This is a genomic window from Bacillus sp. FJAT-27916, from assembly GCF_001183965.1.
GTDB lineage: Bacteria > Bacillota > Bacilli > Bacillales > Pradoshiaceae > Pradoshia.
The window spans coordinates 3,418,958-3,444,610 of the sequence record NZ_LFZV01000001.1 but is presented as its reverse complement, the minus strand read 5'-3'; the positions used below and the strand labels follow the sequence as shown (position 1 = coordinate 3,444,610).

The following is a 25,653-nucleotide window of genomic DNA, read 5'->3' as shown; positions in this document are numbered from 1 at the left end:
ATGGCGACTCCCCACATGCCTTTTAAGGCATTTTTGGCGGCTGTTTTGTATGTACTTGTCTTCATTATGCATCTCCTTTTATTATTTATATATATTATCTATAGTATGGTTTAAATAGAAAAATTCGTCAAATAAAGATGAAATATTTGTAATATTCAAATAATCACTTGTGCATCTCTTTAAAACCAGTATAATTGGAAATAATTAACATACCCACCGGTTAGTATGTGAAGGGAGAGAAAGAAATGAATTTTTCCTATTCTAATAAGGTCAAGGAATTAGAACAAAAGCTTACAAGATTTATGGAGGAAAATGTATATCCGAGTGAAACGCTATATGAACAGCAATTAAATCAGCAGGAAACGCGCTTCAGCCGTATTCCGCCAATCATGGAGGAGCTGAAGGAGAAGGCGAAGGCAGAGGGGCTTTGGAATCTATTCCTCCCGGAGAGCGAGCAGGGAGCTGGTCTGACCAATCTTGAGTATGCACCTTTATGCGAGATTATGGGAAGGTCGCTAATCGGGCCTGAGGTTTTCAATTGCAATGCACCTGATACTGGCAATATGGAGGTGCTTGAACGTTATGGCACGCCTGAACAAAAGGAGAGATGGCTGAAGCCGTTGCTTAATGGGGAGATTCGCTCCTGCTTCTCGATGACTGAGCCTGATGTCGCGTCCTCTGATGCCACGAATATTGAGGCAAGTATCATTAGGGACAGGGATGAGTATGTCATTAACGGCCGGAAATGGTGGTCATCTGGAGCCGGTGATCCGCGCTGTGAGATTGCGATTGTGATGGGGAAGACAGACCGAACAGCTGACAGGCATGAGCAGCAGTCGATGATTCTAGTGCCGCTGAATACACCAGGCGTCAAGATTGAACGACTCCTGCCTGTTTTCGGTTATGATCATGCACCGCACGGCCATGCGGAAATCACTTATGACAATGTGAGGGTTCCGCTTGAGAATATGATTTGGGATGAAGGCAAAGGGTTTGCCATTGCACAAGGCAGGCTTGGACCCGGGAGAATCCATCATTGTATGAGATTAATTGGTGCGGCAGAGAGAGCGCTTGAAGTTTTATGTAAGCGCATACACAAGAGAGTTGCTTTTGGGAAGCCGCTTGCTAATCAAGGTGTGATTCAAGAGTGGATTGCAGACAGCCGTATAGAGATTGAACAGGCGCGTCTATTGACGTTGAAGGCAGCCTATATGATGGATACGGTCGGCAATAAGGAAGCCAAGAAGGAGATTGCAATGATTAAGGTCGTGGCGCCGAGTATGGCCCTTCGTGTCATTGACCGCGCCATGCAAGGTCTGGGTGCTGCAGGGGTATCCGAGGATTATCCGCTTGCGGCTCAATGGGCGAACGCACGGACATTGCGCTTGGCGGATGGACCGGATGAGGTGCATCGAGCCCAGCTTGCAAGGCTTGAATTGAAGAAGTACAAGGAGGAGGCTGGAATTAGACGATGAGTATCTTGGAGATGTTTAATCTAAACGGAAAGACAGCAATCATTACAGGCGGTGGGCGAGGTCTCGGTGAGCAGATTGCCAAAGGCTATGCAGAAGCAGGGGCCAATATTGTCCTTTGCTCCCGGAAGGTGGAGGCATGTGAGGAGACAGCGGGCGAGCTGGAAACATTAGGCGTGAAGACACTGGCCATTCAATGTGATGTATCCAATCCTGATGATATTCAAAGGGTCGTGGATGAAACAATCAGCCGTTTCGGCAGGATTGACATTCTTGTTAATAATAGCGGGGCCTCATGGGGTGCCCCTTCATTTGAAATGCCGCTTGATGCATGGAATAAGGTAATCAATGTGAATCTAACTGGTACATTCCTTATGTCCCAGGCAGTTGGAAAGGTGATGGCAGAGCAAGGCGGCGGGAAAATCGTCAATATCGCCTCTGTTGCCGGTCTTGGCGGAACACATCCAGACATGATGGATACAGTCGGCTATAACGCAAGCAAGGGAGCCATTATCACGCTCACGAAGGACCTCGCTGTTAAATGGGGAAGACATCAAATCAATGTTAATGCCATTGCACCTGGATTCTTCCCGACGAAGATGTCTAAGGTCTTGATTGAGCGCGGCAAGGACACCCTCGAATATATGACACCGCTTGGACGTCTTGGAGGAGAGGAGGATTTGAAGGGAGTCGCTTTATTCTTAGCTTCAGAGGCTGCTAGATATGTAACAGGCCAGATCATTGTTGTGGATGGCGGAAAGAGTGCCATGATTTAAAACTATGAAGAGTGGGAGATGAAAAAATGGAACAAAAACCATGGTATAAGCATTATCCCGAAAATATCTCAACAGAAATCAGCATTCCTAATCAGTCACTTCCGGAAATCCTCCAAGAAACTGCAGAAAAGTCCCCAAACAACAACGCCATTTCGTTTTTTGGCAGAAAAATCAAGTATCAGGCTTTATCACAAATGGCGCACGGGTTTGCTTCAGCCCTGCAAAAAAGCGGGGTCAAAAAGGGAGACCGGGTGGCTATTATGCTTCCAAACTGTCCGCAGTATGTAGTTGGCTATTACGGGGCACTGATTGCCGGCGGAATTGTCACCCAGGTCAATCCGATGCTTGTTGCACGTGAGCTTAAACATATACTTGATGATTCGGGAGCAGAAACGATTATTGTACTGGATGCCTTCTATGAAGCAGTCAAAAGTATTCAAGAGAATACAAATCTAAAAACGGTCATCGTTGTCAGTTTGCAGCCGTCTGGGGCAAAATTCGATGACCGGACTTTTGAGGAATTCATGGCTATTGGCACAGAACCTCCTAAGCCTGTAACAATCGTGCCCGAGGAGGATATCGCGGTATTGCAATATACAGGAGGGACAACTGGCCGCTCTAAAGGGGCAATGCTGACCCACCGCAATTTGGTGGCCAATATTTATCAAACAAAGGAATTCTTTAAGACTTCCATTCAGCATGGCAATGAACGCTATTTAACGGTCATCCCTCTATTCCATGTATTTGGCATGACAGCCTGCATGAACGCCTGCATTCAAATGGCAGGGGAGAACATCTTGCTGCCGCGCTTCAATCTTGAGGAGGTTCTCCAGACAATTAAACAGGAGAAGCCGACTATATTTCCGGGTGTACCGACGATGTATGTTGCCATTAATGCACATCCAAAAGCACAGGAATATGGCATTGACAGCATTAAATTATGCAATAGCGGCAGTGCCCCGATGCCGGTGGAGCTGATGAGAAACTTTGAGGACAAGACAGGCTCAAACGTGCTTGAAGGCTATGGGCTTTCAGAGGCTGCTCCAGTGACACACTGCAATCCATCCTTCGCAGTACGAAAGCCGGGTACCGTCGGTATTGGTTTCCCATCCACTGAGTATAAGATTGTTGACCTTGCGACCGGTGAGCAGGAGGTGCCGAGCGGGGAGCTCGGTGAACTGATTGTGAAAGGCCCGCAGGTAATGAAGGGATATTGGAACATGCCAGAGGAGACAAGTGCCACCCTTAGGGACGGCTGGCTCTATACGGGAGATATTGCCAAGGTGGATGAGGATGGCTATTTGTCTATCGTTGACCGGAAGAAGGATTTGATCATAGCGAGCGGATACAATATTTATCCGCGTGATGTAGAAGAGGTGCTGTATGAGCACCCTGCTGTTCAGGAGGCAGTCGTCATCGGGGTTCCAGATGAATATAGAGGGGAAACGGTTAAAGCGATTCTTGTTTTAAAGGACGGCCAAACTGTTGATGAGGCAGAAATCATCGAATACTGTAAACAAAATATGGCCGCTTATCGTGTGCCGACGATGGTTGACTTCCGAGAAGAGCTGCCGAAAACCAATGTCGGTAAAATTCTGCGACGTGCACTTAGAGAGGAAGTCCATACGAAATCTTGAACAAGCCGGGAGCAGGGCAAAGACTCTGAGAAGAAACGGGGGCCATAAATCATGAAAGATAAAATCATCGAAAGCAGTATCCGGCTCTTTGAGAGAAGAGGTTTTGCCGAAACATCTATTCAGGATATCGTCGAAACACTCGGGGTTACGAAAGGAACCTTTTACTATTATTTCTCTAGCAAGGAAGAATTGCTGATGGACATCCATCTTTCCTATATTGATGGATTGATTGCCAGGCAGGAGGAAATCCTTCGGGATTCCTCTGCCGCAGCATCGACTAAGATCCATCGTATTATTTCTCTCTTGATTCATGATATACAATGCCAAGGGCAGAGTGCAAAGGTGTTCTTTCGTGAGATGAAGGCATTGAGTGAGGATAAGCTCAGCCAAATCGTTCCGAAAAGAGATTTATTTCGATTGAATATGGAGCAGGTAGTCAAGGAGGGCATAGAAAACGGAGAGCTTCGTCCGGAATTGGATCCTGCGATTGTGACCTTCGGCATTCTTGGAATGGCGAATTGGTGCTATCAATGGTTTCAACCAGGAGGAAGACTGACGGAAGAGGATGTATCCGAAATGTTTGTGGATATGCTTTTGACCGGAATAGCAGTCAAATGAGGGAGGGACTATGCATGGAGCCGATTAAACAAATATCGGTCATGGGAGCGGGGCAAATGGGCCGGCAAATTGCGATGCTTTGCGCACTCGGAGGCTTTGAGACCATTCTTTATGACCTTGATACGAATCAGCTTTCACAGGCAGAGAAGGCGCTGGAATCACTTATGAAGCAATGGGTGCAGAAAGGGAAAATAGAAGAAGAAGGAGTAAAGCAGGCTTTCAGCAGATTATCCTTCACGAATGATTTTAAGACATCAGCGGAGAGGCCCGACCTTGTCATTGAAGCAGTGGTTGAAAAGCTATCCGTTAAGAAGGAGCTTTTTCAAGCGCTGGAAGAGAGTGTGCCAGCACATACCATCTTTGCGACAAACAGCTCTACCATCGTGAACAGCCTGCTTGCACCGGTTACATCGCGTCCAGATAAATTCGTGAACATGCATTTCTTCTTCCCGCCGTTAGTCATGAATTGTGTGGAGGTTGTCATGAGTGAGCAGACCTCAGAGGAAACAGTACAAGCAGCTATGGAGGTATGCCGGCAGATTAATCGGCGTCCATTCTTGTTACGAAAGGAAATCTCCGGCTTTGTCGCCAACCGGATTCTTGGGGCAATTCATAAGGAGGCTCTTCATCTTTATGAAGAAGGCATTGCAGACTTTAAGGATATCGACCAAATTTGCCGCACGGCGCTCGGTCATCCTATTGGACCTTTTGAGCTGTTAGACCTTTCGGGCAATGATGTCATTTATGATGTGATGCAGCAAAGATACTCGGAGACTGGTGATCCGAATGATCAGCCGAATGCAAGCATTATAGAAAAGGTACAGCAAGGGAAGCTGGGCCGCAAGACAGGAAACGGCTGGTATGAATATGGGGAAGAACAGCGGAAGACGGAAAAGACCGGGGTGAATAAAAGATGAATTCAATGGATGTTACGGTCCGGTTTGCGGAGACGGATGCCTTGGGACATGTAAATAATACAAGTTATTTCATCTATATGGAAGATGCTCGGCTTCATTTACTAAAGGAGCTTGGCTGGAATGCCGCTCATCAAAATTGGTCCTTCGTACTCGTGTCCACTAAATGCGACTTTATCAATCAGGCTTATTTTGACCAGATTCTTCGCATCGATACCTCCATAGAGAAAGTCGGGACAAAGAGCTTTCAGCTTTCACATAATATTTCCTGTGCTCAAACAGGAACCATCATTGCTAAGGGCCATGCTGTTATTGCTTTTTATAACAAAGAGGCAAAGCTGAGTGAGCCAATACCCGAGGATTTGAAGAATAAATTGCTAAAGAATATGAATGCCTAAACGGAGGTGTAAAACATAGATGAAACAAAATCTTTCAAAGGAAACCATACCAGTAAGGGCTGGAGAGGAGCTTAATAGTGGAAGACTTGAGGCGTATTTGAGAACGAAGCTCGAGAGGCTCCCGAGTGGGAACCTTGAGATTGAGCAATTCTCAGCTGGTCATTCTAATTTGACCTATCAATTAAGGATGGGGGAGTGGCAAGCCGTTCTACGGAAACCGCCACTTGGTCCGGTAGCGCCTAAAGCCCATGATATGGAGCGTGAATTCACGATTCTATCTGATTTAAGCCGGGTGTTTGACCCCGCGCCAAAGCCGATGCTTTTCTCCAACGATCTTGAAGTGGTCGGCAGCCCGTTTTTCGTGATGGAGCGGAAACAGGGGTATGTGTTTGATACCGAGATTCCGGAGGGTGTCACGGCCTCAAGGGAATTGTATCAAAACCTTTCAAAGGAAATGGTGAAACGATTAGTCGATCTCCATCAAATCCCGTATGAGAATACGAGACTCGCCGAAATGAGCAAGCCGGATGGATTTATGGAAAGGCAGACGTACGGCTGGATTAAGCGTTATGAAAAAGCGAGGACTCATGAGGTACCGGCAGCAGAGGAGGTAGCTGAGTGGCTTGCTGCCCATATACCAGGAAGAAGCCATGCTGCCATTATTCATTACGACTATAAGCTAAATAATGCGATGTTCACGCATGATGGCGCCCGTATGGCCGGATTATTTGACTGGGAGATGACAACAGTGGGAGATCCATTGGCCGACCTCGGTGTTGCCCTCAGCTATTGGACCGGGCAGGATGATCCGCCATTCCTGCAAAAGGGTCTGGGGAAGGAGTCAATCACGATTCGTGAAGGCTTTTATTCCAGGGATGAATTTCTCCATGAATATGCCAGCTTGAGCGGAAGAGATGTTTCAGACATGAAGTTTTATAAGGTGTTTGCCTACTTTAAGCTAGCAGGCATCTGCCAGCAAATTTACTACCGCTTCCACCGCGGGCAAACAAGGGATGAACGTTTTAGAAATCTTCATGTCTATGTAAAGGGTTTAATAGAGCATGCGGCAATGGTCATGAGGTCATAGTATGGTCAAAATTCAATTGCTGATTCGCAAGGAGGACATTTCGGTTGAAAAAATGGCCGAAGGGGAAAAAATCGCCGTTGTTCTCGATGTGCTGCTCGCAACAACAACTATCGTTTCTGCTTTGAAGGAGGGAGCAAAGGAAGTCATTCCTGTTCAGAATCCTGATGAGGCTGTACGTGAAAGCATGGCGTTCAACACAAGCGAAATGCTTATGGCAGGTGAATTGAACGCTGGCCCGATTGAAGGGTTCATCTATCCCAGTCCTTCAGAAATTAAGAATGAAATTAAGGACAAAACGCTGATACTTTCAACGACCAATGGGACGGTTGCACTTAGAATGGCAGCTGGCTCAAAACGTGTATATATTTCTTCTTTGTTGAATAATGCCATCACCGCAAAACGGATTTTGACCGCATATAAAGAGGAAACCATCATGATTGTGTGCTCGGGAAATTCAGGTGAGCTAAGCTTGGAGGATTTTTATGGAGCAGGCCATTTGATTGCCTGCTTTGGACAGACACAGGAGAAGCTTGAATTAAATGATGCAGCTAAGGCTGCATTGGCATTGTATCAGTATGGTGAGGCAAGTCCGTATGAACGGCTTGCAGGCTCTTATGTTGGGCAGCTGCTTTTGAGGTACGGCTTTCATGAAGATTTGAAATTAGCTTCTTCAGTTGGCGAAGCTGAAATCATCGCCGTACTAAAGAATGGCCGAGTTACGGCAGAACAAATAGGGGAGTTGAAAAATTCGTGAGATTTGCTGAAATGACGGCGGTCGTTACTGGCGGCGGCAGCGGCATTGGCCTGGCAACTGCCATAATTTTGGCCAAGGAAGGCGCAAACGTCATCATTACCGGACGGACAAAGGAAAAGCTAGAGGCCGCGGCAGCAGAAATTAATAAACAGGCAGGAGGAGAAAGGGCAGTCTATTTTGTTGCTGACTCGACCAAGGAAGAGGATATACAGGGTTTAGCCCGTTTCATTGATGATTATTATATGGGTCTTCATATTGTCATTAATAATTCGGGTGGATCTATACAGTCAAAGATTCTCGATACATCTGTTGATGAATGGGATATTGTTCAGGAAATCAATTTGAAAAGTGTCTTTATTGTTTCAAAAGTCCTGGGGAAAATGATGGCGGAAAGTGCGATTACTGGCGGGAATCGAGCGATTGTTAACATTGCGAGCCTATCCGGGCATAAGGCAGCCTCGCATCTGCCTCATTACAGCTCAGCAAAGGCGGCTGTCATCAATTTCACTCATGCCTTAGCCTTGGAGCTGGCCCCATACGGAATCAGGGTGAATTCTGTCTCCCCGGGATTTGCGGAGACGCCTCTGACAGAATGGTCCTTAACCAATGAAAAATTCGTACAATCCATTAAGCGGAATACAGCCCTCGGAAGAGTTGGGACAAGTGAAGAGATTGCTAAGGTAATTGCTTTTGCCGCTTCAAGTGATGCTTCCTATATGACCGGTTCAGACCTTTTAGTAGATGGCGGTTGGATGATTACATAAACAGGAAAAGGGGAATGGTGAATGGAACATTTAGTAAAAGAAATGCATGGTAAAGTATTGGTATTGACTTTGAACAGACCTGATAGCTTAAATGCCTTCAGTCCAAAGATGATTGCTGGGCTGACAAAGGAAATGAAGGAGGCGGGCAAGAATCCGGATGTTCGTGCGATTGTCCTGACAGGCGCCGGGCGGGCGTTCAGCGCTGGAGGGGATGTTAAGTCGATGGGGTCTAATCAACCCGTAGACGTATATGAACATCTCGGCAAAATGAATGAATGCATCCTTGCCATCAAAGCAGTTGAAAAACCTGTTATTGCAGCTGTCCAAGGCTTTGCTGCAGGAGCGGGATTTAATCTTGCTCTTGCTTGTGACTTAATCATTGCCTCAGATGACAGTAAGTTTGCCTTAAGTTTTTCCCAGGTCGGACTGATCTCAGATGGAGGAGGCTCCTACTTTCTTCCGCGTCTAGTGGGTCCTTATTTGGCGAAGCAGTTTTTCTTCTCTGCTGAGCCAATTCCGGCAGAGCGTCTTTACCAGCTCGGTGTTGTCAATAAGATTGTACCGCTCGCAGAGTTAAATGATGAAGTCATGCGATATGCCGGGCTTTTGTCGATTGGACCAAGCCAGGCATATGGACAGATGAAGAAGATGATTGATTATTCGTTTACGGCAACATTGGAGGATGTATTGGAGCGGGAGAGAATGACGCAAATCATGATGGTTGCTACAGAAGACCATCAAGAAGGCATTCAAGCCTTCAAGGAGAAACGGCGCCCACAATTCACGGGGAAATAAAAGGAGGTATTCTAACGGATGAAAGCTGTACAATTTACGGAATATGGCGGACCGGAAGTATTAAAGACTATCGATATTGAAAAGCCAAAGCCAGGACCGTCAGAAGTATTGATTGAAATTCATGCTATTGGTGTTAACTATGCCGATACGGCTAGAAGGGAAGGGCAGTATGTCGTACCGACAAAGCTGCCATTTATCCCAGGGGCTGAAATTGCAGGAGTGGTTGTAGAGGCGGGAGCAGAAGTGACAAATGTCAATATCGGTTCACGCGTCATAACATTAATTGAGTCCGGGGGCTATGCTGAGTATGCTGTAGTTGATGCCAGGAACGTTCTTGTCATGCTGAAGGAAGAGATTGACTTCAAGCAGGCTGTCTCCTTGCCGCTGCAGGGACTCAGTGCCTATCATATTCTAAAAACGATGGGCTGTCTCTCAAAGGATGAGACCGTGTTAGTTCATGCTGCTGCAGGCGGAGTCGGAACGCTTGCCGTTCAGCTCGCGAAGCTATTTGGCGCTAGAAAGGTGATTGCGACAGCAAGTACCGATGAAAAGCTTGAGCTCGCGAAATCCCTCGGTGCGGATGTGTGCATCAATTATACGAAGGAAGGCTGGCATCAAGAGGTGCTTGATGCCACAGAAGGCAGAGGTGTGGATGTTGCCTTGGAGATGGCTGGGGGAGATGTGTTTAAGAATACGCTGAAATGCTTGGCTCCATTTGGACGAGTCGTCATTTATGGAGTGGCAAGCGGAGAACAGGCCGTCATGCATCCGTCCTCCTTAATGGCGAAAAATCAATCCGTTATTGGCTTCTTCCTTCCGCAGATTATGAGGAAAAGAGAATTATTCGTAAGAAGTGTACGTGAGCTGTTTGAATATTTGGAGGAAGGCAAGCTTCAATTAATCATCGGGGACACGTATCCGCTAGAGGAGGCTGCAAAGGTTCATGAATTAATGCAATCAAGAAAAACCTCCGGAAAAATCATCCTTGAAGTGAATCATTCATAATACCCTTATTGAACTCCCCTGATGAACTGGGGAGTTTTTTCATATTTGCAGGAAGTGCCATTGTCTCCACCCATCGGAAAATTGTACACTAAGAGCACGAAACTATGATGGAGTTGATTATAAACTTGGAATGGAAGAATATCTATCGAGGGCTCTTAATGGGCATAAGTGATTTAATCCCAGGAGTGAGCGGAGGAACCATCGCTTTCATCTTAGGGATTTACGACCGCTTTTTGTTAGCCATCAGCGGTATTTTCAGCAGGGATTGGAGGAGGCATTTGGGTTTTTTGCTTCCCTTGGCACTCGGAATGGGATTTGCCATCCTTGCCTTCAGCCGTGTTATTGATTACTTATTGGAGAACCATTATGAGCCGACACAGTTTTTCTTTTTAGGCCTAATTATTGGAGTGTTTCCGTTTATCGCGAAACAAGCAGATGTGAAGAGTAATTTTGATGTAAAGCATATAGGGGTATTGGTCCTTGTTGGAGGTATTCTTGCCTCTATGGCCTTTATCCAGACGAATGAAGAAGCCGTAATCAGCTCATTTACAGCTGGGACATATGTAAGATTGTTCTTCTCCGGCTGGCTTGCGAGTATGGCCATGCTCCTTCCAGGAATCAGCGGATCATTTGTTCTTCTATTGATTGGGGCTTATTCGACGATCATATCTGCTTTATCTGACCTGAATCTGCCAGTCATTATGGCGGTTGGCGCCGGGGCAGCCCTTGGGTTTATTCTCAGCAGCAAAGCAATTGCCTACTTGCTTCTTCAATTCCCTCATATGACATTTGCCATCATAATGGGATTGATTGCGGGTTCTGTATTTGTTGTATTCCCTGGACTTCCGAATAGCCCGTTGGCTTTGATTCTGTGCATCATCACATTTGTGTGCGGTTTATTGGTGACTAAATTCTTTACTGCTACAGAGCAGAAGATACCTGGCAAATAATTTTCACTAAAAAATATAAGCTCGAAGAAGGGAGAGAGGACTCTTCCTTCTTCGAGCTTATTTGTTGTGTATTTTTTAGTCAAATCTTGAATCAGAAAGGATGCGGCCAAGCTCTTCCATATGGCCTGTCTCATCAGAGATAAGATCTTCAAGCTTAACGACTAATTCAGTTAAGCCTAGTTCTTCCGCTTGTTTTTTGCGTGTTTCATAACGGTCGATTGTATCCTTTTCCGCTTGGTAGGCTGATTCAAGCATAACCTTTACATCTGTAGTTTGTTTAACTTCAGCTGGTGTGACAGTAGGTGTTCCGCCAAGTGTGGCGATTTTTTCAGATAAGTATAGAGCATGGCCTTGTTCGTCAGAGATTTCTCCTTCGAAGAAAGGCTTTAATGTTTGTCTAAATAAACCGGAAACCATTGCAGCATAATTTGTATACATAATTGATGCTGCATACTCATTTGCTAAATCTTCATTTAATCCATCGATCAATTCTTTTAATTTCTCATCCATTAAAAAGGACCTCCTTCATTAATTCCTCAAAATAAAGATACCCTAATATAAGAGTAATTAAGCATTTATTTGATGACAAAATAATGAAGAATGAATCATTGTTTAAGCCGTTTTGTCTTTTTATAAGTGATATGGAGCAATTTTAGGGAGGATTAAATCTAGTATTAGGATAGAAAAATCATTGGAAAACGAAAGGCTTGCAAGAACAGAAGCCTATCAAAAAAAGCTGATCCGAAAACCCCTTATAGGAGCTTTTGGACCAGCTTTCATGTTTCTTTTTATTATATTAAATTCTTGAAGTTGATACGCTTGTTCAAGGCGTACATGATTGGCATCCCAACGGCCATGACAACGAATTCACCCACTGCAGTCGTTAAATAAGTAATCCAGAATGGGAATCCAAGTACGATGTTTAACTCGATGGCAATCAAGAACATCGTCGCCGTGAAGACAATCGTGTTAACAACCATCCGTGCCCAAATGTTCTTCACAAAGCGGGCAGTCAGAATGGTGAGGGATAAGGCCAAGACAGATTGTCCTACTCCAAAAATAAGGTCATAGACACCTAGAGAGGAGAAGAAGAGGTTTGAGAAGAAGACCCCGATAACAATACCGATAAAATATTTCTTGTTGAATACGACGAGATGGTTGAACATCTCGGAGATTCGAAATTGTACATTGGTGAAGCCAAATGGCTGTATTAGCATAGTGACTGCAATATAAAGAGCAGCCAGCACACCGTTCACCGCAAGTGTTCTGATTTTCATTTATGTTTCTCTCCTTAGTTTTTTATCGTGGGATGGTTACGAACCACGTTTACACCTTGCTTATAATACCTTGTTTTACATGCATTTGTAAATTTGAAATGTTTTTGTGGGATATATTGTCTCTTTGGACAATGGTCTCTTGAGTTGTTACTGCCTCCCTAAAAAAAGGATTAATGAGAGCCTACGGGGGAATAGAAAATGGAGAATCTTAATAAAGGAGGTATTTCGATGTTTCATTATACAAAAGAGGCTGCTATGTCAGTTGAAGAGGCTATTGGCAGACTGGAGGACTCATTAAAAGAAGAGAAATTCGGAATCCTTTGGAGTGTGGAAATGAAAGAGAAGCTGCAGGAAAAAGGGGTGGAGTTTGATGGGAACTTTGTCATACTTGAAATTTGCAATCCCCAGGAAGCTAAGAAAGTGCTAGAGGAAGAGAGTCTTGCCAGTTATTTTCTTCCTTGCAAAATAGTCGTATATGAGGATGATGGTCAAACAAAAATCGGTATGCCTAAACCGACTGCCTTAATCAGTATGCTGGAAAATGACCGACTCAAAGGAGTTGCTGAGGACATCGAGTCACGTTTAGTCAAATGTATCGATCATGCCTGTAAGTAACAATAGATTAGAGCACCTGTTTGAATGAATACGTGGATAGTTGCTGCAGTTTGATGTAAGAAAGTCAGCAGAGGGGCTCATCCTTATGAGCAAGCTATAGAAGGTAAAAAAAGAAGACAAGCCCTATAATGAATGGGTTTGTCTTCTTCTGCTTGTATCTATGAATTAACCTAGGGCAACATCCAAAATCATCATCACGGTAAAGCCTATCATCAGGAATAAGGAGGCAAGGTCAGTATTGCCGTTTTCCTGTGAGCCCGGAATTACCTCTTCTGCTACAACGAAGATCATGGCACCGGCAGCAAAGCTTAGTGCATAAGGCAGAAGCGGCTGAATAAACAGAACCGCAACAGCCCCAATGACAGCGGCAACCGGTTCAACCATCCCAGAAAATTGTCCGTAAAGGAAGCTTTTCTTTCGCGACATTCCATCTCGTCTAAGCGGCATGGAAACCGCCAAACCCTCCGGAAAGTTTTGAATGCCTATCCCGATAGCTAGTGCAATTGCTCCAGTAAGGGATGCAGTTGGCAAGTCGGCAGCCACAGCACCAAAGGCAACACCAACGGCAAGGCCTTCCGGAATATTATGCAAGGTGATGGCTAGAACGAGCAATGTGCTTCGCTTCTTGTTTTCTGGATGAATTCCCTCTGCTTGACCGAGCGGTTTATCCGGATGAAGATGAGGCAGGACTTTATCCAATATCATTAGGAAGAGGCCGCCGCAAAGGAAACCGACCGCAGCAGGGAACCAGGATGGGAGAGGACCTCCTTCTGCCATTTCAAGAGCAGGAGACAGCAGGGACCAGAAACTGGCTGCAATCATGACCCCTCCGGCAAAGCCGAGCATGCTGTCAAGAAACTTCATATTAACATTTTTGGTTGTAAAGACAAGAGCCGCCCCAAGAGCCGTCATGCCCCAAGTGAATAAAGTTGCTAAGAAAGCCTGGAACATGACGGGAAGACTTGTGAACCATTCCAGCATAATATCCCTCCAGAGGAAAGCAGGTTTTGTATCATTCTATATCTTATTAGGGTAAAAGATATTTATTCAATGAAACTAGCCTTCTTTTATGTAGATTATAGGTGTATTTTCCATCGAAAAAAGCCTGAAGTCAAGGACTTCAGGCTTTTATAGCCTACGATTAATGAGCGGGCTGATCTTTTACTGGGAAATGTGGGTTATCATTTTTCTTAAATAGTGTTCTTCTAATCCAAGGGAGGACATAATAGTCTCCGCCAAGTTTACCGGCATTGGCCCCTGCAGCGAGGATGATAAAACCAAGAACAATCATTGCTGGGTTTGTAGAAACTGTACCGCCAAAGACAAACAGGAAGTTCATCAAGAGTCCGGAGAATACGGCGGCTATTGTTAGTACTCCCAAAAGTAGTCCAAGCCCGACAAAGAATTCGCCCCAAGGAATTAAGATATTGATGATGCCTACATTAGGAAGGGCAAAATTTTCAATGAAAGAATTATACATTGGATAAAGAGCTGTACCGTCCGGGCCTTTGACCGGATTAGCAATGATATTAGTGAGGAAGCCTGAAGCATCGAAAGCACCGCCTCTGATTTTCTCTAATCCATGTATAAACCATTCGTATCCAAGATATAACCGGATGATAAGCAAAAGTCCGGATGCATATTTATTTGTTCTTAACCATTCCATCATGTTCATTCACTCCTAAATGATTTTTGCTGACCTTCTGCCGCGGAATGGAAGATCAGCTATTTGCTATACTTTATTTATACAGCATATCGTTTGTGAATAATTGAGCAATTTGCTTTATTCAAACTTTATCCAAGGTTTTTTGAACATTATTTGGCAAATTTTAAAGTCTATTTACAATAGGAATGAAGGATGCTGAAATACAGGGATGCACATCCTTAAAGGTGATGTATAACACTAACCATCCTTGCGGTTAACCTTCTCTTTTGAAGGCTTCCTATCAGGAATTAAAGAAGGGTAAGCCCTGATTATTTTTTGCTGCAGGGGACTTAATTGCAGAAGAATCTCCTCAAATTGCCGGTCTAAGTCGGTCATATCCTGCTTACATTCTTCATTGACCTCCTCCAAAAACTCTTCTTGATGAATATCTAACTCAATAAGACCATGAATGAGTTCATTCCGTGCAGTTTGGACTTGAGTTCTTGTTGTATCAATCATTTCCAGGTTACTAATATCCTCATTCAGTTTCTTGAATCCTTTTTGAATCAGATAGACAAAGACAATATAAAAAAGACTATAAATGAATAAGATTGAACATGAAAAGGGCATATCTGTGATGACATCTTTCACTCGAGGATAAACCTGCTCAGATAGAATAAGGAAACTGATTGTCCACATTAGAATCCCAAGCAATAGAATGCGTGAATTTTCCGCTGGTAAATTCGGTATCATATGAGATCGGACGAGGCGTTTAAAGGCTTCTAACAAAAGCAATGCTGAGACAATTACAGTCGATTCAACGGGCAAGGAAATTGGCTTGAAGATCAAAAATAGACAAAGAGCTAATCCATATAACGGACTAAAGAGAATGGCAGGGAGCAAGGCTGCCATGAAGGTTTTATGGTTCATTAGTTTAAACATAAATTCAATTGAAAAGCCTATTAGGCTGCACATGATGAATAGATTTGGGATGGCTAGCGCATCTTTCAGGATCATAGCTCTCCTCCTTTACAAGAAGCTTACCTTATTATTATATTAAAATAATTAAAAGAAGAAAAAAATAAGTCTCCTTCTTTCTTTGATGGTCAAACAGTTTTGAAAAAAACGGAGATAGAGTAAAATAAACTCTATAAAAGAGATTATCGATGGAAAATAGAGGAACAATAAAGAGGAGTTAAAGGAGGAGAGCGCTAAAATGAGTTTACAAGCACAAATAATTGAAGCGTTAAACGTGAAGCCAACCATCAATCCTAAAGAAGAAATTGAAAAAAGAGTGCAATTCCTGAAGGATTATTTAATGAAAACAGGTGCAAAAGGGTTCGTTCTCGGTATAAGCGGAGGGCAGGACTCCACGCTTGCGGGGCGCTTAGCTCAAATGGCCGTTGAATCCTTGCGTGAAGAAGGAACTGAAGCGACATTTGTTGCGGTACGGCTCCCTTATGGCGTTCAGCATGATGAGGATGATGCGCAAGCCGCCATACAATTCATAAAGCCAGATGAAGCATTGACTTTTAATGTCAAGCCAGCCGTTGATGCTGTAGCAGCCCAATATGAGGAGGCAGCATCAGAGCCTCTTACTGATTTCAATAAAGGGAATGCGAAGGCAAGACTTCGCATGATTGCACAATATGCTGTCGGCGGCCAGCGAGGATTGCTTGTCATTGGAACAGACCATGCAGCAGAAGCGGTAACCGGCTTCTTCACGAAATACGGAGACGGCGGTGCCGATTTGCTCCCATTAACCGGTCTATCAAAGAGACAGGGCAAGGAGCTGTTAAAGGAGCTTGGGGCTGAGGAGCGACTTTATCTTAAGGTACCAACGGCCGATTTGCTTGATCATAAGCCTCAGCAGGCAGATGAAACAGAGCTTGGAATCTCCTATGATACGATTGATGATTATTTGGAGGGAAAACAAGTCAGTTTAGAGGCTGCGAGAAAGATTGAAAATCAATATTTAAAAACGGAGCATAAGCGTCAATTACCAACATCCATGTTCGATAATTGGTGGAAATAATGTTTGTAAAATCAAGCCTGCAGTCTTTTGCCTGCAGGCTTGATTTCATTGATGGCAGCCAGGTGAATAAAATCACTATCTCTTCCCTTTACAATATATTAAAATAATAATAATCTTAACGTTTTGGGTAGAATGATTGAGGGAAAAGGAAAAGGTAATCCAATTTTTATTGCAAATGTGACAAAAACACATGATAAACTGTAAATATGTATTCAACTTGTTACTAAATGGAAATCGTATTGCAATCCAGATTTATTAAACTATATTAGTTACATGCTTAAGAGTGAATGTACAATGTCATATAGAACTAAGGAGGGGTCGTATGAGTAATGAGAATATGTTAATTGAGAAATCTTATTATAAGACCTTTATAGATAAAGACAGTACAGTAAATCCAGTACTTGTCATAAGTGAATATGTCCTGCAGGAACAGGACCAGGATATTCCGGAGCTATCCAATCTCCGCTTTGCTCAAGGGGAGTTGTATTACCTTTACAAAGACTACGAAACGGCGATATTTAAATGGGAACAGGTGACAAATGAGCTCGAACCATGGGCAAAGAAAAATATGGCAGATGCCTATTTCGCCGTAGAGCTATATTCCACAGCGGAAGAGATGTATAAATCTATCCAATCGGATTCAATCATATTAAATACCGAGGTGGGTTTACAATTATTTACCCTTTACATAAAAACACAAAAGCTAAGCTCGGCCGATCAAACCATTAAGAAGGTTGTTCGATTGAATCCTGATGATGACCAAGTGACTTCTTTAGCCCGGAATTTCTTTGAAGAGCAAATGGATTGGGGCAGCGCAGTTGAGCTGGCTATCAATGAAGCAATGAGAACAGAATCTATTGATTGGTACAATATCCTTCAATCTTATATTGAAGATGGAGTAACAAAGAATCTGGATCCGGCTTACTTCTATCCGGCGCTGCATAAGCTTTATGACATCAATGATAAGCGTTTTGAAGGCCTCGCTGCTGCCCTATGGCACAGCTATGAAGGTGAAGCTTCTTATATGACGTGGATTCAAGGCTTCAATGACCTGCTGCAGGATCTTGAAATCTCTGAGAAGAGCTCCTACCCAGCTCTATCTGCCTTGTTCAAGGATGCTTATTTTGACCTAATTAATGGAGAGAGATCGGTTAAGTCATTAAAAGCTGTTGTTCCAAGTCTTCTTCGGAATTGGGTGCGCCTGACAGACAGGAATCAAGCCTTGCTGGCTTCTTCAAGCGTTCTTGCTTGGAATGATCACTTCCCGTCTACATTAAGTGGTGAAGATGTCGGAATAGCAGAGCATATCCTCTCAGGACTCACCTATGACCGAGATGGACTGGAGGATGGCATCCGCCTCTTTGAAACCATTGACAAATGGGCAATGGAGAATGATTTAGCTGTCAGTGAAAGACATAAATGGATCATGGATGAGATGCTCGACTTAAATGTGCAGCGTTTGATGATTGCCGGGACTAGCGGCAATGGAAAATCTGCTTTGATTCACTCCATTCTTGGAGAGGATTCATTTGACCTGCCGACTGCGGCAGCTGTGATGTATAAGTATGGTGAAGAGGAGAATGTAAGCGAGGTTACCGATTCATCCATCATTCATCTGAATGATGATGAAGTTGAAGAACGTATTACATCACGCGAATGGATGGGCGGTCCTCCGCGCATCATTGATTACAGACTGCCAAGCGCCTTCTTAAAGGATAACGGCATTGCGATTATTGACACACCAGGGTTCAGTATTGCCAATAGTAAGACTCAGGAGGTGCGCCGCTACTTGCATATGGCAGACAGTCTTCTCTTTGTTCTTGATGTGAATGATCCTTTCAGTCATAGGGAAAGAGATATTGTCCTCATGATTCAGGAGCAGGCGCCAGATTTGCCAATTCACTTCTTGCTGAATAAGATGGACCTTGTCCATAACGACCAAGAAGCTATTCGCATTGTGGATGAGGCTTGGAAGAAAATTAATCCATACTTGCCGAATGCGAAGATTTTTGCTCATTCCGCTCACTATAAGGGTGCAAGCCAGTTGAGGGATTTCACGGAATTCCTTCAGGCCAATCTTGTTCAGCCATACAAGGAAAGCCAGCGTACGATGAGGCTTCTTCATTATGTTCGTGAGACAATCTCCTCCTTGCTTGACCAAAGACTTGAGCGAGAAGAGGAATTGGTTGATTCCATACACAAGAATGAGGATCTCTTGTCTAAGCTGAAAGCAGCCTTGAATCAATTGGATGACTTAGAGAAAGAAAAGGCAGTGCTGCTTCGTCAATCGTTCAAGAAACGTAAGGAAGAAATCCGAAATGATGTGGTCGGTGCCATTCCAAAAATTCTTCAAGCGAGCAAGGACTTGCTAGCTGAAGATAGTGATTACCGGAAGATTCACATCGAACTGAATGAAAAGATGAATGTACGCGTGCAGGAGTATCTTGAAACGACCATCCTTCCAAAATACTTCTATTCCATGCAGGAATGGATTCGGGAAGCGGATGCTGAATTCAAGGAAAGTCAAAGCTTCCTGACTGAAATGGCAGATGGATTTAATGCCATCTATCAGGATGAACGCGTCAATATGGACTGTGATTTCCGTGTGCTGGATGACTGGCGCCGAGACTCAAACCGAATGACAAGCGGTGTTCAAATGGATTCTGTCAATATCCTGCTTCGCCACACACCTCAGCAATTATTGCTGAAGAGTGCGGGAGTGCTATTCGGTTCAATTGCGAACAAGAATTTGATGTACAATAAATACACAAGCTTAATTGAAACACAGGATTATACAGAAGTGGCAGAGGTCATTGCAGATAAATTCCTGCTTCAATTCGAGATGTTCGAGAAATCAATTACAAGAGATGTAGCTATGTTCTTCAGCAATCCGAAGGAAATGATGAATACATTGATTGCTGATACGAATAGCTTGATAGAGAAATATAATCGCCAGCTGGAGAAAATGCGTGCGAAACCAGAAATGTACCGAGATCCATTGAAACTATTCGAATTGCGCTTGCGCCAATATGAATGGATGGTCTTCGCCGATAGGGAATACCAGACGGTTTCTTAAAACGAAAAGTAAAGAGAAGGGGAGCTATTCCTAAGTGCGAAAAAGGCGGAAAACCATGTGGTTTTCCGCCTTTTTTTGCTGCTTCCAGGTCTTGAGCTTGGCTGCAAAGCCCAAGACCTGGAAGGCAAGCTCTCTTATTGTTCGAATGTATTGCTGCGAAGCTTAAAGAAGCGAATGAAGTTATTAATGATGACCTTTAATACAGAATAAGTCGGAATGGCAATTAAGATGCCGACAAACCCATAGAGAGAACCAGCAACAAGTAAGAGAAAAATGACGGTTAACGGATGGATGTCGAGTCGTTTCCCCATTACCTGCGGAGTGATTAAGTGTCCCTCAATTTGTTGAACAATGACCATAAGAATCAACACCTTAATAGCCATAAATGGACTGATTAGGAAGCTGCTGATCAAGGCAGGTATGATACCTATGAACGGCCCAAGAAACGGGATGACTGTCAGCAGTGTGGCAAAGATCGCGAAGACGAGTGCATTTTCTAAGCCGATGATTAAGTATCCGATATACATCATCGCTCCATCGGCGACAGCAATGATAAATTGACCAACGATATAGGTCGATAATGTCTTGTCTACTTCTGCCAGAATTCTTGCACCTTCTGCGTGGACTGACTGGGGAATATGGCGAAGGAGATACGGCTTCAATTTATGCCCATCCTTCAGGAAGTAAAAGACGATAAATGGAACGATGACAATAACGGTTAACACACTCGTAATGGTTGAAAAAATCGTAATCGCATTCGTAGAAATCTTTTGTGGAAATGCCTCCAAATAGTCTCCTGCATAATCCTTGATTTTGTCCACTGACAGGAAATCAGGTGAGCGGTCTTCTATAATACTTTTGGATGTTTCAGCAATCGATTCGGCTCGTTCTGGTACGACATCCATAAGGTGAGATACTTGTGAAATAATCTTGGGTCCAGTTGTTTTTAGAGCGAGATAGCCTAGTCCCCCAATTAGCAGATAGATTAAGAGGATGCTGATGGCTATCGGCATGTAGCAGCTAAGCAATTGGACGACTGGCCTAAGGATGTAATAAAGCAGTCCCGCTATTAAAATGGGAAAGAATAGCGTGATAATGAATTTCTGAAAAGGCCATATGAAGTAATCAATTTTTCCGAATAAAAAAATGATGATAAGAATAAGTATTAAACCACTCGCATATTTAAAAAAAGGCTTGTTCACCCACATAAATGCTCCCCCTATATCTAGCAAATCAATGTATAAGCATCTATACCCTAATTTAACCAATTCGTACCCTTTAGGAATAGAAGATATTTTTTCTCTATTACTTTAATAGAGAAAAGCTAATTTTCAATTGCATAAATTTCCAACGAAGATTATAATAAATTTCATAGAATTTTGAAAATTTAAAAAATATATTTGAATAACGAAGGGGAGATTTCATGAAAAAGAGATTTATTATGGCATCGGTACTGGCCAGTGCTATGCTCGTCCTTGCCGCTTGCGGCACCAGTGAGGAAAAAACCTCTGGAAGCGGTAAAGGAGACGACGGAGATAAGACTTACAGGGTCGTAACAGATGCCAATTATTCGCCTTTTGAATTTCAAGAGGGCGGTAAGATTGTCGGCTTTGATGTGGATGTAGTTAAGGCAGTTGCCAAAGAAGCTGGAATCAAGGTGGAAATTGAAAATGTCGGCTGGGATCCCCTGTTCGTAGAAGTTAAGAATAAAACAGCAGATTTCGGCATGTCAGCAATCTCAATTAACGATGAACGAAAAGCAACCTATGACTTCTCTGTTCCCTACTTCCTGTCAACAAATAAGATTCTTGTGCCTGAAGGAAGCGATATCAAGTCAGCAGATGACTTGAAAGGGAAGAAGGTTGCTGTACAAACGGGTACAACGGGACATTTGGCAGTAGAGAAGATTGTTGGAAAGAAAAATGAAGACATCCGAAAATTTGAAACGACGGTATTGGCCATTATGGAAATGAAGCAAAATGGTGCCGCTGCAGTTGTCGCGGATAACGGGGTTGTTGAGGAGTATGCGAAGAATAATCCTAAGGATAAATTTGTGGTAGTAGCGGATGAGGACGCATTTGAGAATGAATACTACGGCTTGATGTTTCCAAAAGACAGCGAGCTGAAGGACAAGGTTAATGATGCATTAAAGACCATCATTGATAATGGGACCTATACGGAGATCTACAAGGAATGGTTCGGAATTGAGCCGGATGTTGAGACGTTAAAAGAGCAGCAGTAACGTAATTGATGGAGTTGCGTAACATCGGGAATTTAAGGCCATGTTACGCAATTTTTAGTCTAAGGAGGATGAGGCATTGGACTTCAGATGGGATATTATTCAGGAATATCTGCCCTTTCTGCTAAAAGGGACTTTATATACAATCGGCCTTTCCATTGCAGGGATTTTAATTGGAACGGTCCTTGGTTTATTAATAGGGCTTGGAAAGATAACGAAAAGCAAGCTATTGTCGATACCGCTTAATTGTTATATTGGTTTCTTTCGCGGCACCCCGTTATTTGTCCAACTTCTATTAATCCATTTTGGGGTTGTTCCAGCTATAACCGGCGAGACAAATGTCATCTTGGCAACCATACTTGCTTTATCATTGAATTCAGCTGCCTATATTGCGGAGATTTTCCGGGCGGGGATTCAATCCATTGATACAGGTCAAATGGAGGGAGCGCGCTCACTCGGAATGTCGAGCGGGCAAGCGATGCGCTATGTTATTTTGCCACAGGCGTTTAAACGCATGATTCCGCCTTTAGGTAATGAATTTGTTGTCCTTATAAAGGAATCTTCCATAGCGGCTGTTATTGCGGCCCCTGAGCTTACCTATTGGGGAAGGGCGATGGCAAGCCAGTACTTCCGCGTCTGGGAGCCATATCTTGCCTCAGCTTTTATCTATCTCATTCTTACGCTTTCTTTGAGCTATCTGTTAAACAAAATGGAAAGAAGGCTTGATACGAAATGATTGTCGTCGAGAATTTGAAAAAATCATTCGGAGATAACGAGGTTTTAAAGGATATCAGCATAACTATCAAACAAAAAGAGGTCGTAGTGGTAATCGGTCCGTCCGGGTCCGGGAAGTCCACTTTCCTGCGGTGCTTGAATCTACTTGAGGCCATCTCAGGCGGGCATGTTCGTATTAATGGGATAGACCTCGCTGATAAGAAAATAGACATCAATAAGGTCCGTCAAAAGACAGGCATGGTTTTTCAGCACTTTAATCTTTTTCCTCATAAAACCGTTCTTGAGAACTTGATGCTTGCCCCGACAAAGGTCAAAAAGGTATCAGCAGAGCAAGCGAAGGAAAAGGCACTGGAATTACTCAAGAAGGTCGGTCTATCAGAAAAAGCAAATGCCTATCCTGATTCTTTGTCAGGAGGACAGAAGCAGAGGGTTGCCATCGCCCGTGCTTTAGCGATGGAGCCGGAAATCATGCTGTTTGATGAGCCGACATCTGCACTGGATCCAGAGATGGTTGGTGAGGTGCTTGAGGTCATGAAGCAATTGGCAAGCGAGGGGATGACGATGGTCGTTGTCACACATGAGATGGGGTTTGCAAAGGAAGTAGGAGACCGCGTTATATTCATGGATGAAGGATATATCGTGGAGCAAAATGAACCGAAGGAACTTTTCGCAAATCCGCAGCATGAAAGGACGAAACTGTTCTTAAGCAAGGTGCTCTAAGGAGGAATAAAGAGGGAGATTGGCGTGGCCATCTCCCTTTTCTTATTTTTCCAGTAAATCTTTGCCGCGTGTCAATTTCTCAAATTGCTCCATTTCAGCAGGGGTATCTTCTGTGTCCTTTACATGATAAGGATTCTTGCTCATTCCGTGTCCGGGATAAAAATTGCTGACGGCAACCCCCATATTATAGGCTTTAGGGTCATTGATGATATTTTCGTGATTAGCATCGGGATTGATCTCTGGGTTGGTATGAGTATTGTCGCTTCTTCTTGGCATGTTCCCATCCTCCTCTTGATTTTGCTATTTACTATTCCATTTCAATGATTATTTATTCAAATGAATAGAGGAATTGGGCAAACACGACAGTAGCATAATAAGTAAAGGAGAATTATTTTGAGGTTGATAGTAGAATCCCGTCTCTCAACATTCCAGGCGGTGTTTACTTCTGCGGGATTAGCGGACAGGGAAGACCTAGCAGCTGCCATGAAGAACGAGAGAAGGTTCCCCGACCACCCCTTTGGTTTCACCAGCCTGCCACGTAAATCAATACTAAAGAATAACAGAGCCTTTGTATTATTAGTACCTTATGGTATTTTTAATATATAGATTATAGCGCTTATGGGTTGGAGAGGATTGTCCTATGGAAATGATTGATTCGATCTTTTGGATACTATTGATTGTCATCAATTTAATATTTGCGATTACAATCACCTTCTTGGAGCGCCGTAATGTGAGCGCTTCTTGGGCATGGCTGATGGTATTGACGTTTATCCCAATCGGCGGCTTCATCCTCTATATCATTCTTGGCCAGAATTTGAGCAAGAGGAGAATCTTTACATGGGATAAGAGAGGGTATGAGGCGATTGAGCGCGGGATACATCAGCAAAAACACCATTTGCGTGATGGGGTTGCTCCCTTTAATACATATTTAACACAGAAGTATAAAGACTTAATTATGATGAATATGACAACAGATCATTCTCTTTATACGCGGAATAATGAACTTGAAATCTTCACTGATGGGAAGGACAAATTTGATTCATTATTTAAAGACATTGCCGCTGCAAAGAAGAATATTCATGTTCTCTACTACATTATCCAAAATGATGTCTACGGCAACCGTCTGCTTGAGGCATTGACGGAGAAGGCGAAGGAGGGAGTTGAAGTTCGGCTCCTGTATGATGATGCCGGTTCGAGAAGAATATCAAAAAAACGAGTTAAAAAGCTTATTGAGGCAGGAGGCAGTGCCTATGCTTTCTTCCCCGGGAAATTATCTATCATAAATTTGCGCATTAACTTCCGTAATCACCGGAAGATTGTCGTTATTGATAAAGAAGTAGGTTATATCGGGGGATTTAATGTCGGAGAAGAGTATTTAGGGTTAAACCCTCGCTTTGGCTATTGGCGTGACACTCATCTTCGTATTAAAGGAAATGCCGTGAATGACCTGCAGGTTCGTTTCCTTTTGGACTGGGCGCAAGCTTCAGGTGAGAAAATGGAATGGACCGATGATTATTTCTTATATACAGATGAGAGGAAGGATGAGGGGGTCGGTTTGCAAATCGTGACCTCTGGACCGGATTCTTCATGGGAACAGATAAAGAACAGCTATATTCGAATGATTTTGGATGCGAAGGAGTATGTGTATATTCAAACGCCGTACTTCATTCCGGACGATAGTGTCCTTGATGCCATACGTATTGCTTCTGTATCGGGCGTTGATGTCAGGGTTATGATTCCTGATAAGCCCGACCACTTGTTTGTTTATTGGGCTACCTATTCATATGTCGGGGAAGTGCTGAAGGCTGGAGCAAAGGTTTATCTTTATGGGAATGGATTCCTGCATGCCAAGACGATGGTTATTGATGATTGCCTCGCGACAGTGGGAACGGCCAATATCGATGTGCGCAGCTTCAGGCTGAATTTTGAAGTGAATGCGATTATCTATCATGAGAATTCTGCTGTTAATTTGCGGAATACATTTGAGGAGGACTTGATGGAGAGTATCGAATTGACGCCTGAGGTATACAATAATCGTACACTTTATATTCGATTTAAAGAATCCATCTCCCGTTTATTGTCCCCTGTATTGTAATATCTGATAGAAAGAGGAAAGACGCTGACGCAAGTTAGTGTCTTTT

General features: G+C 43.6%; 27 protein-coding genes and 1 riboswitch. Of the genes, 19 read left to right on the top strand and 8 right to left on the bottom strand.

Features of this window, described 5'->3' with window-relative positions; translation table 11 throughout:
- A partial coding sequence (locus AC622_RS21705) for a hypothetical protein (RefSeq protein ID WP_197089994.1) occupies positions 1-65 on the bottom strand: 65 nt, incomplete at its 3' end.
- 180 nt (positions 66-245) lie between these two features.
- On the opposite strand from AC622_RS21705, the gene AC622_RS16910 reads away from it, so the two are divergent.
- From AC622_RS16910 to AC622_RS16855, 12 genes are all read left to right on the top strand, one after another.
- Positions 246-1,475, top strand: a complete 1,230-nt coding sequence (locus AC622_RS16910) for an acyl-CoA dehydrogenase family protein (protein ID WP_049672120.1) — start codon at positions 246-248, stop codon at positions 1,473-1,475.
- Positions 1,472-2,248: an SDR family oxidoreductase gene (locus AC622_RS16905; RefSeq protein WP_049672119.1), complete on the top strand. Its 777-nt coding sequence runs from the start codon at positions 1,472-1,474 to the stop codon at positions 2,246-2,248. Before AC622_RS16910 ends, AC622_RS16905 begins: the two co-directional genes overlap by 4 nt.
- A gap of 26 nt (positions 2,249-2,274) precedes the next feature.
- On the top strand, positions 2,275-3,885 hold the full coding sequence (locus AC622_RS16900) for a long-chain-fatty-acid--CoA ligase (protein WP_049672118.1): 1,611 nt from the start codon (positions 2,275-2,277) through the stop codon (positions 3,883-3,885).
- Positions 3,886-3,936: 51 nt separating this feature from the next.
- The gene (locus tag AC622_RS16895; protein WP_049672117.1) at positions 3,937-4,503 is read left to right on the top strand and encodes a TetR/AcrR family transcriptional regulator; all 567 of its coding nucleotides are present in this window, start codon (positions 3,937-3,939) and stop codon (positions 4,501-4,503) included.
- A gap of 14 nt (positions 4,504-4,517) precedes the next feature.
- Positions 4,518-5,420 carry a 3-hydroxyacyl-CoA dehydrogenase family protein gene (locus AC622_RS16890; RefSeq protein ID WP_082197189.1) on the top strand — a complete coding sequence of 301 codons (903 nt, stop codon included), beginning with the start codon at positions 4,518-4,520 and terminating at the stop codon, positions 5,418-5,420.
- Positions 5,417-5,815 (top strand): acyl-CoA thioesterase, encoded by a 399-nt coding sequence (locus AC622_RS16885; RefSeq protein ID WP_049672115.1) that lies wholly within the window; start codon positions 5,417-5,419, stop codon positions 5,813-5,815. Before AC622_RS16890 ends, AC622_RS16885 begins: the two co-directional genes overlap by 4 nt.
- Before the next feature lie 19 nt (positions 5,816-5,834).
- Positions 5,835-6,902 (top strand): phosphotransferase family protein, encoded by a 1,068-nt coding sequence (locus AC622_RS16880; RefSeq protein WP_049672114.1) that lies wholly within the window; start codon positions 5,835-5,837, stop codon positions 6,900-6,902.
- A gap of 1 nt (position 6,903) precedes the next feature.
- Positions 6,904-7,656, top strand: coding sequence for a 2-phosphosulfolactate phosphatase (locus AC622_RS16875; RefSeq protein WP_049672113.1), 753 nt, complete (start codon positions 6,904-6,906; stop codon positions 7,654-7,656).
- Positions 7,653-8,420, top strand: a complete 768-nt coding sequence (locus tag AC622_RS16870) for an SDR family NAD(P)-dependent oxidoreductase (protein WP_049672112.1) — start codon at positions 7,653-7,655, stop codon at positions 8,418-8,420. The genes AC622_RS16875 and AC622_RS16870 overlap by 4 nt, the downstream gene beginning before the upstream one ends.
- Before the next feature lie 21 nt (positions 8,421-8,441).
- A complete protein-coding gene (locus tag AC622_RS16865; RefSeq protein ID WP_049672111.1) occupies positions 8,442-9,215 on the top strand; it encodes an enoyl-CoA hydratase/isomerase family protein in 774 nt (257 codons plus the stop codon).
- A gap of 18 nt (positions 9,216-9,233) precedes the next feature.
- Positions 9,234-10,220: a quinone oxidoreductase family protein gene (locus AC622_RS16860; protein ID WP_049672110.1), complete on the top strand. Its 987-nt coding sequence runs from the start codon at positions 9,234-9,236 to the stop codon at positions 10,218-10,220.
- A gap of 125 nt (positions 10,221-10,345) precedes the next feature.
- A complete protein-coding gene (locus AC622_RS16855; RefSeq protein ID WP_049673040.1) occupies positions 10,346-11,170 on the top strand; it encodes a DUF368 domain-containing protein in 825 nt (274 codons plus the stop codon).
- A 75-nt stretch (positions 11,171-11,245) separates the two neighbouring features.
- On the opposite strand, the gene AC622_RS16850 is transcribed toward AC622_RS16855, so the two are convergent.
- Both AC622_RS16850 and AC622_RS16845 read right to left on the bottom strand, forming a co-directional pair.
- On the bottom strand, positions 11,246-11,680 hold the full coding sequence (locus AC622_RS16850) for a ferritin-like domain-containing protein (RefSeq protein WP_049672109.1): 435 nt from the start codon (positions 11,678-11,680) through the stop codon (positions 11,246-11,248).
- A 281-nt stretch (positions 11,681-11,961) separates the two neighbouring features.
- Positions 11,962-12,447 carry a QueT transporter family protein gene (locus AC622_RS16845; protein WP_049672108.1) on the bottom strand — a complete coding sequence of 162 codons (486 nt, stop codon included), beginning with the start codon at positions 12,445-12,447 and terminating at the stop codon, positions 11,962-11,964.
- An 8-nt stretch (positions 12,448-12,455) separates the two neighbouring features.
- A riboswitch (PreQ1 riboswitch) is annotated at positions 12,456-12,500 on the bottom strand.
- 175 nt (positions 12,501-12,675) lie between these two features.
- Here AC622_RS16845 and AC622_RS16840 point away from each other — a divergent pair.
- Positions 12,676-13,062 (top strand): DUF302 domain-containing protein, encoded by a 387-nt coding sequence (locus AC622_RS16840; RefSeq protein ID WP_049672107.1) that lies wholly within the window; start codon positions 12,676-12,678, stop codon positions 13,060-13,062.
- A gap of 165 nt (positions 13,063-13,227) precedes the next feature.
- Here AC622_RS16840 and AC622_RS16835 read toward each other — a convergent pair whose 3' ends face one another.
- The 3 genes from AC622_RS16835 to AC622_RS16825 form a co-directional block, all read right to left on the bottom strand.
- Positions 13,228-14,043 carry a ZIP family metal transporter gene (locus AC622_RS16835; RefSeq protein ID WP_049672106.1) on the bottom strand — a complete coding sequence of 272 codons (816 nt, stop codon included), beginning with the start codon at positions 14,041-14,043 and terminating at the stop codon, positions 13,228-13,230.
- Between the two features lie 160 nt (positions 14,044-14,203).
- Complete coding sequence (locus AC622_RS16830) at positions 14,204-14,731, bottom strand: DoxX family membrane protein (protein ID WP_049672105.1); 528 nt, start codon at positions 14,729-14,731, stop codon at positions 14,204-14,206.
- Between the two features lie 234 nt (positions 14,732-14,965).
- Positions 14,966-15,724 (bottom strand): hypothetical protein, encoded by a 759-nt coding sequence (locus tag AC622_RS16825; protein WP_049672104.1) that lies wholly within the window; start codon positions 15,722-15,724, stop codon positions 14,966-14,968.
- 199 nt (positions 15,725-15,923) lie between these two features.
- On the opposite strand from AC622_RS16825, the gene nadE reads away from it, so the two are divergent.
- Entirely contained in the window at positions 15,924-16,742 is an 819-nt protein-coding gene (gene nadE, locus AC622_RS16820) for an ammonia-dependent NAD(+) synthetase (RefSeq protein ID WP_049672103.1), read from the top strand.
- 322 nt (positions 16,743-17,064) lie between these two features.
- Positions 17,065-19,818: a dynamin family protein gene (locus tag AC622_RS16815; RefSeq protein ID WP_049672102.1), complete on the top strand. Its 2,754-nt coding sequence runs from the start codon at positions 17,065-17,067 to the stop codon at positions 19,816-19,818.
- A 134-nt stretch (positions 19,819-19,952) separates the two neighbouring features.
- Here the strand turns inward: AC622_RS16815 and AC622_RS16810 are convergent, their stop codons facing one another.
- Positions 19,953-21,026, bottom strand: a complete 1,074-nt coding sequence (locus tag AC622_RS16810; protein WP_049672101.1) for an AI-2E family transporter — start codon at positions 21,024-21,026, stop codon at positions 19,953-19,955.
- Between the two features lie 215 nt (positions 21,027-21,241).
- On the opposite strand from AC622_RS16810, the gene AC622_RS16805 reads away from it, so the two are divergent.
- From AC622_RS16805 to AC622_RS16795, 3 genes are all read left to right on the top strand, one after another.
- Positions 21,242-22,060, top strand: a complete 819-nt coding sequence (locus tag AC622_RS16805) for a basic amino acid ABC transporter substrate-binding protein (RefSeq protein ID WP_049672100.1) — start codon at positions 21,242-21,244, stop codon at positions 22,058-22,060.
- A gap of 76 nt (positions 22,061-22,136) precedes the next feature.
- Positions 22,137-22,793: an amino acid ABC transporter permease gene (locus AC622_RS16800; protein WP_049672099.1), complete on the top strand. Its 657-nt coding sequence runs from the start codon at positions 22,137-22,139 to the stop codon at positions 22,791-22,793.
- Positions 22,790-23,512, top strand: coding sequence for an amino acid ABC transporter ATP-binding protein (locus AC622_RS16795; RefSeq protein WP_049672098.1), 723 nt, complete (start codon positions 22,790-22,792; stop codon positions 23,510-23,512). Before AC622_RS16800 ends, AC622_RS16795 begins: the two co-directional genes overlap by 4 nt.
- Positions 23,513-23,554: 42 nt before the next feature.
- Here AC622_RS16795 and AC622_RS16790 read toward each other — a convergent pair whose 3' ends face one another.
- Complete coding sequence (locus AC622_RS16790) at positions 23,555-23,788, bottom strand: hypothetical protein (protein ID WP_049672097.1); 234 nt, start codon at positions 23,786-23,788, stop codon at positions 23,555-23,557.
- 370 nt (positions 23,789-24,158) lie between these two features.
- Between AC622_RS16790 and cls the strand changes: the two genes are divergently transcribed.
- Positions 24,159-25,607, top strand: coding sequence for a cardiolipin synthase (gene cls, locus AC622_RS16780; protein WP_049673039.1), 1,449 nt, complete (start codon positions 24,159-24,161; stop codon positions 25,605-25,607).
- Positions 25,608-25,653: the final 46 nt, after the last annotated feature.

Bases quoted from the DNA above. Each gene is read 5' to 3' on its own strand.
- AC622_RS16910 (WP_049672120.1), top strand. From the start codon at position 246: ATGAATTTTTCCTATTCTAATAAGGTCAAGGAATTAGAACAAAAGCTT.
- AC622_RS16905 (WP_049672119.1), top strand. From the start codon at position 1,472: ATGAGTATCTTGGAGATGTTTAATCTAAACGGAAAGACAGCAATCATT.
- AC622_RS16900 (WP_049672118.1), top strand. From the start codon at position 2,275: ATGGAACAAAAACCATGGTATAAGCATTATCCCGAAAATATCTCAACA.
- AC622_RS16895 (WP_049672117.1), top strand. From the start codon at position 3,937: ATGAAAGATAAAATCATCGAAAGCAGTATCCGGCTCTTTGAGAGAAGA.
- AC622_RS16890 (WP_082197189.1), top strand. From the start codon at position 4,518: ATGGAGCCGATTAAACAAATATCGGTCATGGGAGCGGGGCAAATGGGC.
- AC622_RS16885 (WP_049672115.1), top strand. From the start codon at position 5,417: ATGAATTCAATGGATGTTACGGTCCGGTTTGCGGAGACGGATGCCTTG.
- AC622_RS16880 (WP_049672114.1), top strand. From the start codon at position 5,835: ATGAAACAAAATCTTTCAAAGGAAACCATACCAGTAAGGGCTGGAGAG.
- AC622_RS16875 (WP_049672113.1), top strand. From the start codon at position 6,904: ATGGTCAAAATTCAATTGCTGATTCGCAAGGAGGACATTTCGGTTGAA.
- AC622_RS16865 (WP_049672111.1), top strand. From the start codon at position 8,442: ATGGAACATTTAGTAAAAGAAATGCATGGTAAAGTATTGGTATTGACT.
- AC622_RS16860 (WP_049672110.1), top strand. From the start codon at position 9,234: ATGAAAGCTGTACAATTTACGGAATATGGCGGACCGGAAGTATTAAAG.
- AC622_RS16850 (WP_049672109.1), bottom strand. From the start codon at position 11,680: ATGGATGAGAAATTAAAAGAATTGATCGATGGATTAAATGAAGATTTA.
- AC622_RS16845 (WP_049672108.1), bottom strand. From the start codon at position 12,447: ATGAAAATCAGAACACTTGCGGTGAACGGTGTGCTGGCTGCTCTTTAT.
- AC622_RS16840 (WP_049672107.1), top strand. From the start codon at position 12,676: ATGTTTCATTATACAAAAGAGGCTGCTATGTCAGTTGAAGAGGCTATT.
- AC622_RS16835 (WP_049672106.1), bottom strand. From the start codon at position 14,043: ATGCTGGAATGGTTCACAAGTCTTCCCGTCATGTTCCAGGCTTTCTTA.
- AC622_RS16830 (WP_049672105.1), bottom strand. From the start codon at position 14,731: ATGATGGAATGGTTAAGAACAAATAAATATGCATCCGGACTTTTGCTT.
- AC622_RS16825 (WP_049672104.1), bottom strand. From the start codon at position 15,724: ATGATCCTGAAAGATGCGCTAGCCATCCCAAATCTATTCATCATGTGC.
- nadE (WP_049672103.1), top strand. From the start codon at position 15,924: ATGAGTTTACAAGCACAAATAATTGAAGCGTTAAACGTGAAGCCAACC.
- AC622_RS16815 (WP_049672102.1), top strand. From the start codon at position 17,065: ATGAGTAATGAGAATATGTTAATTGAGAAATCTTATTATAAGACCTTT.
- AC622_RS16810 (WP_049672101.1), bottom strand. From the start codon at position 21,026: ATGTGGGTGAACAAGCCTTTTTTTAAATATGCGAGTGGTTTAATACTT.
- AC622_RS16805 (WP_049672100.1), top strand. From the start codon at position 21,242: ATGAAAAAGAGATTTATTATGGCATCGGTACTGGCCAGTGCTATGCTC.
- AC622_RS16795 (WP_049672098.1), top strand. From the start codon at position 22,790: ATGATTGTCGTCGAGAATTTGAAAAAATCATTCGGAGATAACGAGGTT.
- AC622_RS16790 (WP_049672097.1), bottom strand. From the start codon at position 23,788: ATGCCAAGAAGAAGCGACAATACTCATACCAACCCAGAGATCAATCCC.
- cls (WP_049673039.1), top strand. From the start codon at position 24,159: ATGATTGATTCGATCTTTTGGATACTATTGATTGTCATCAATTTAATA.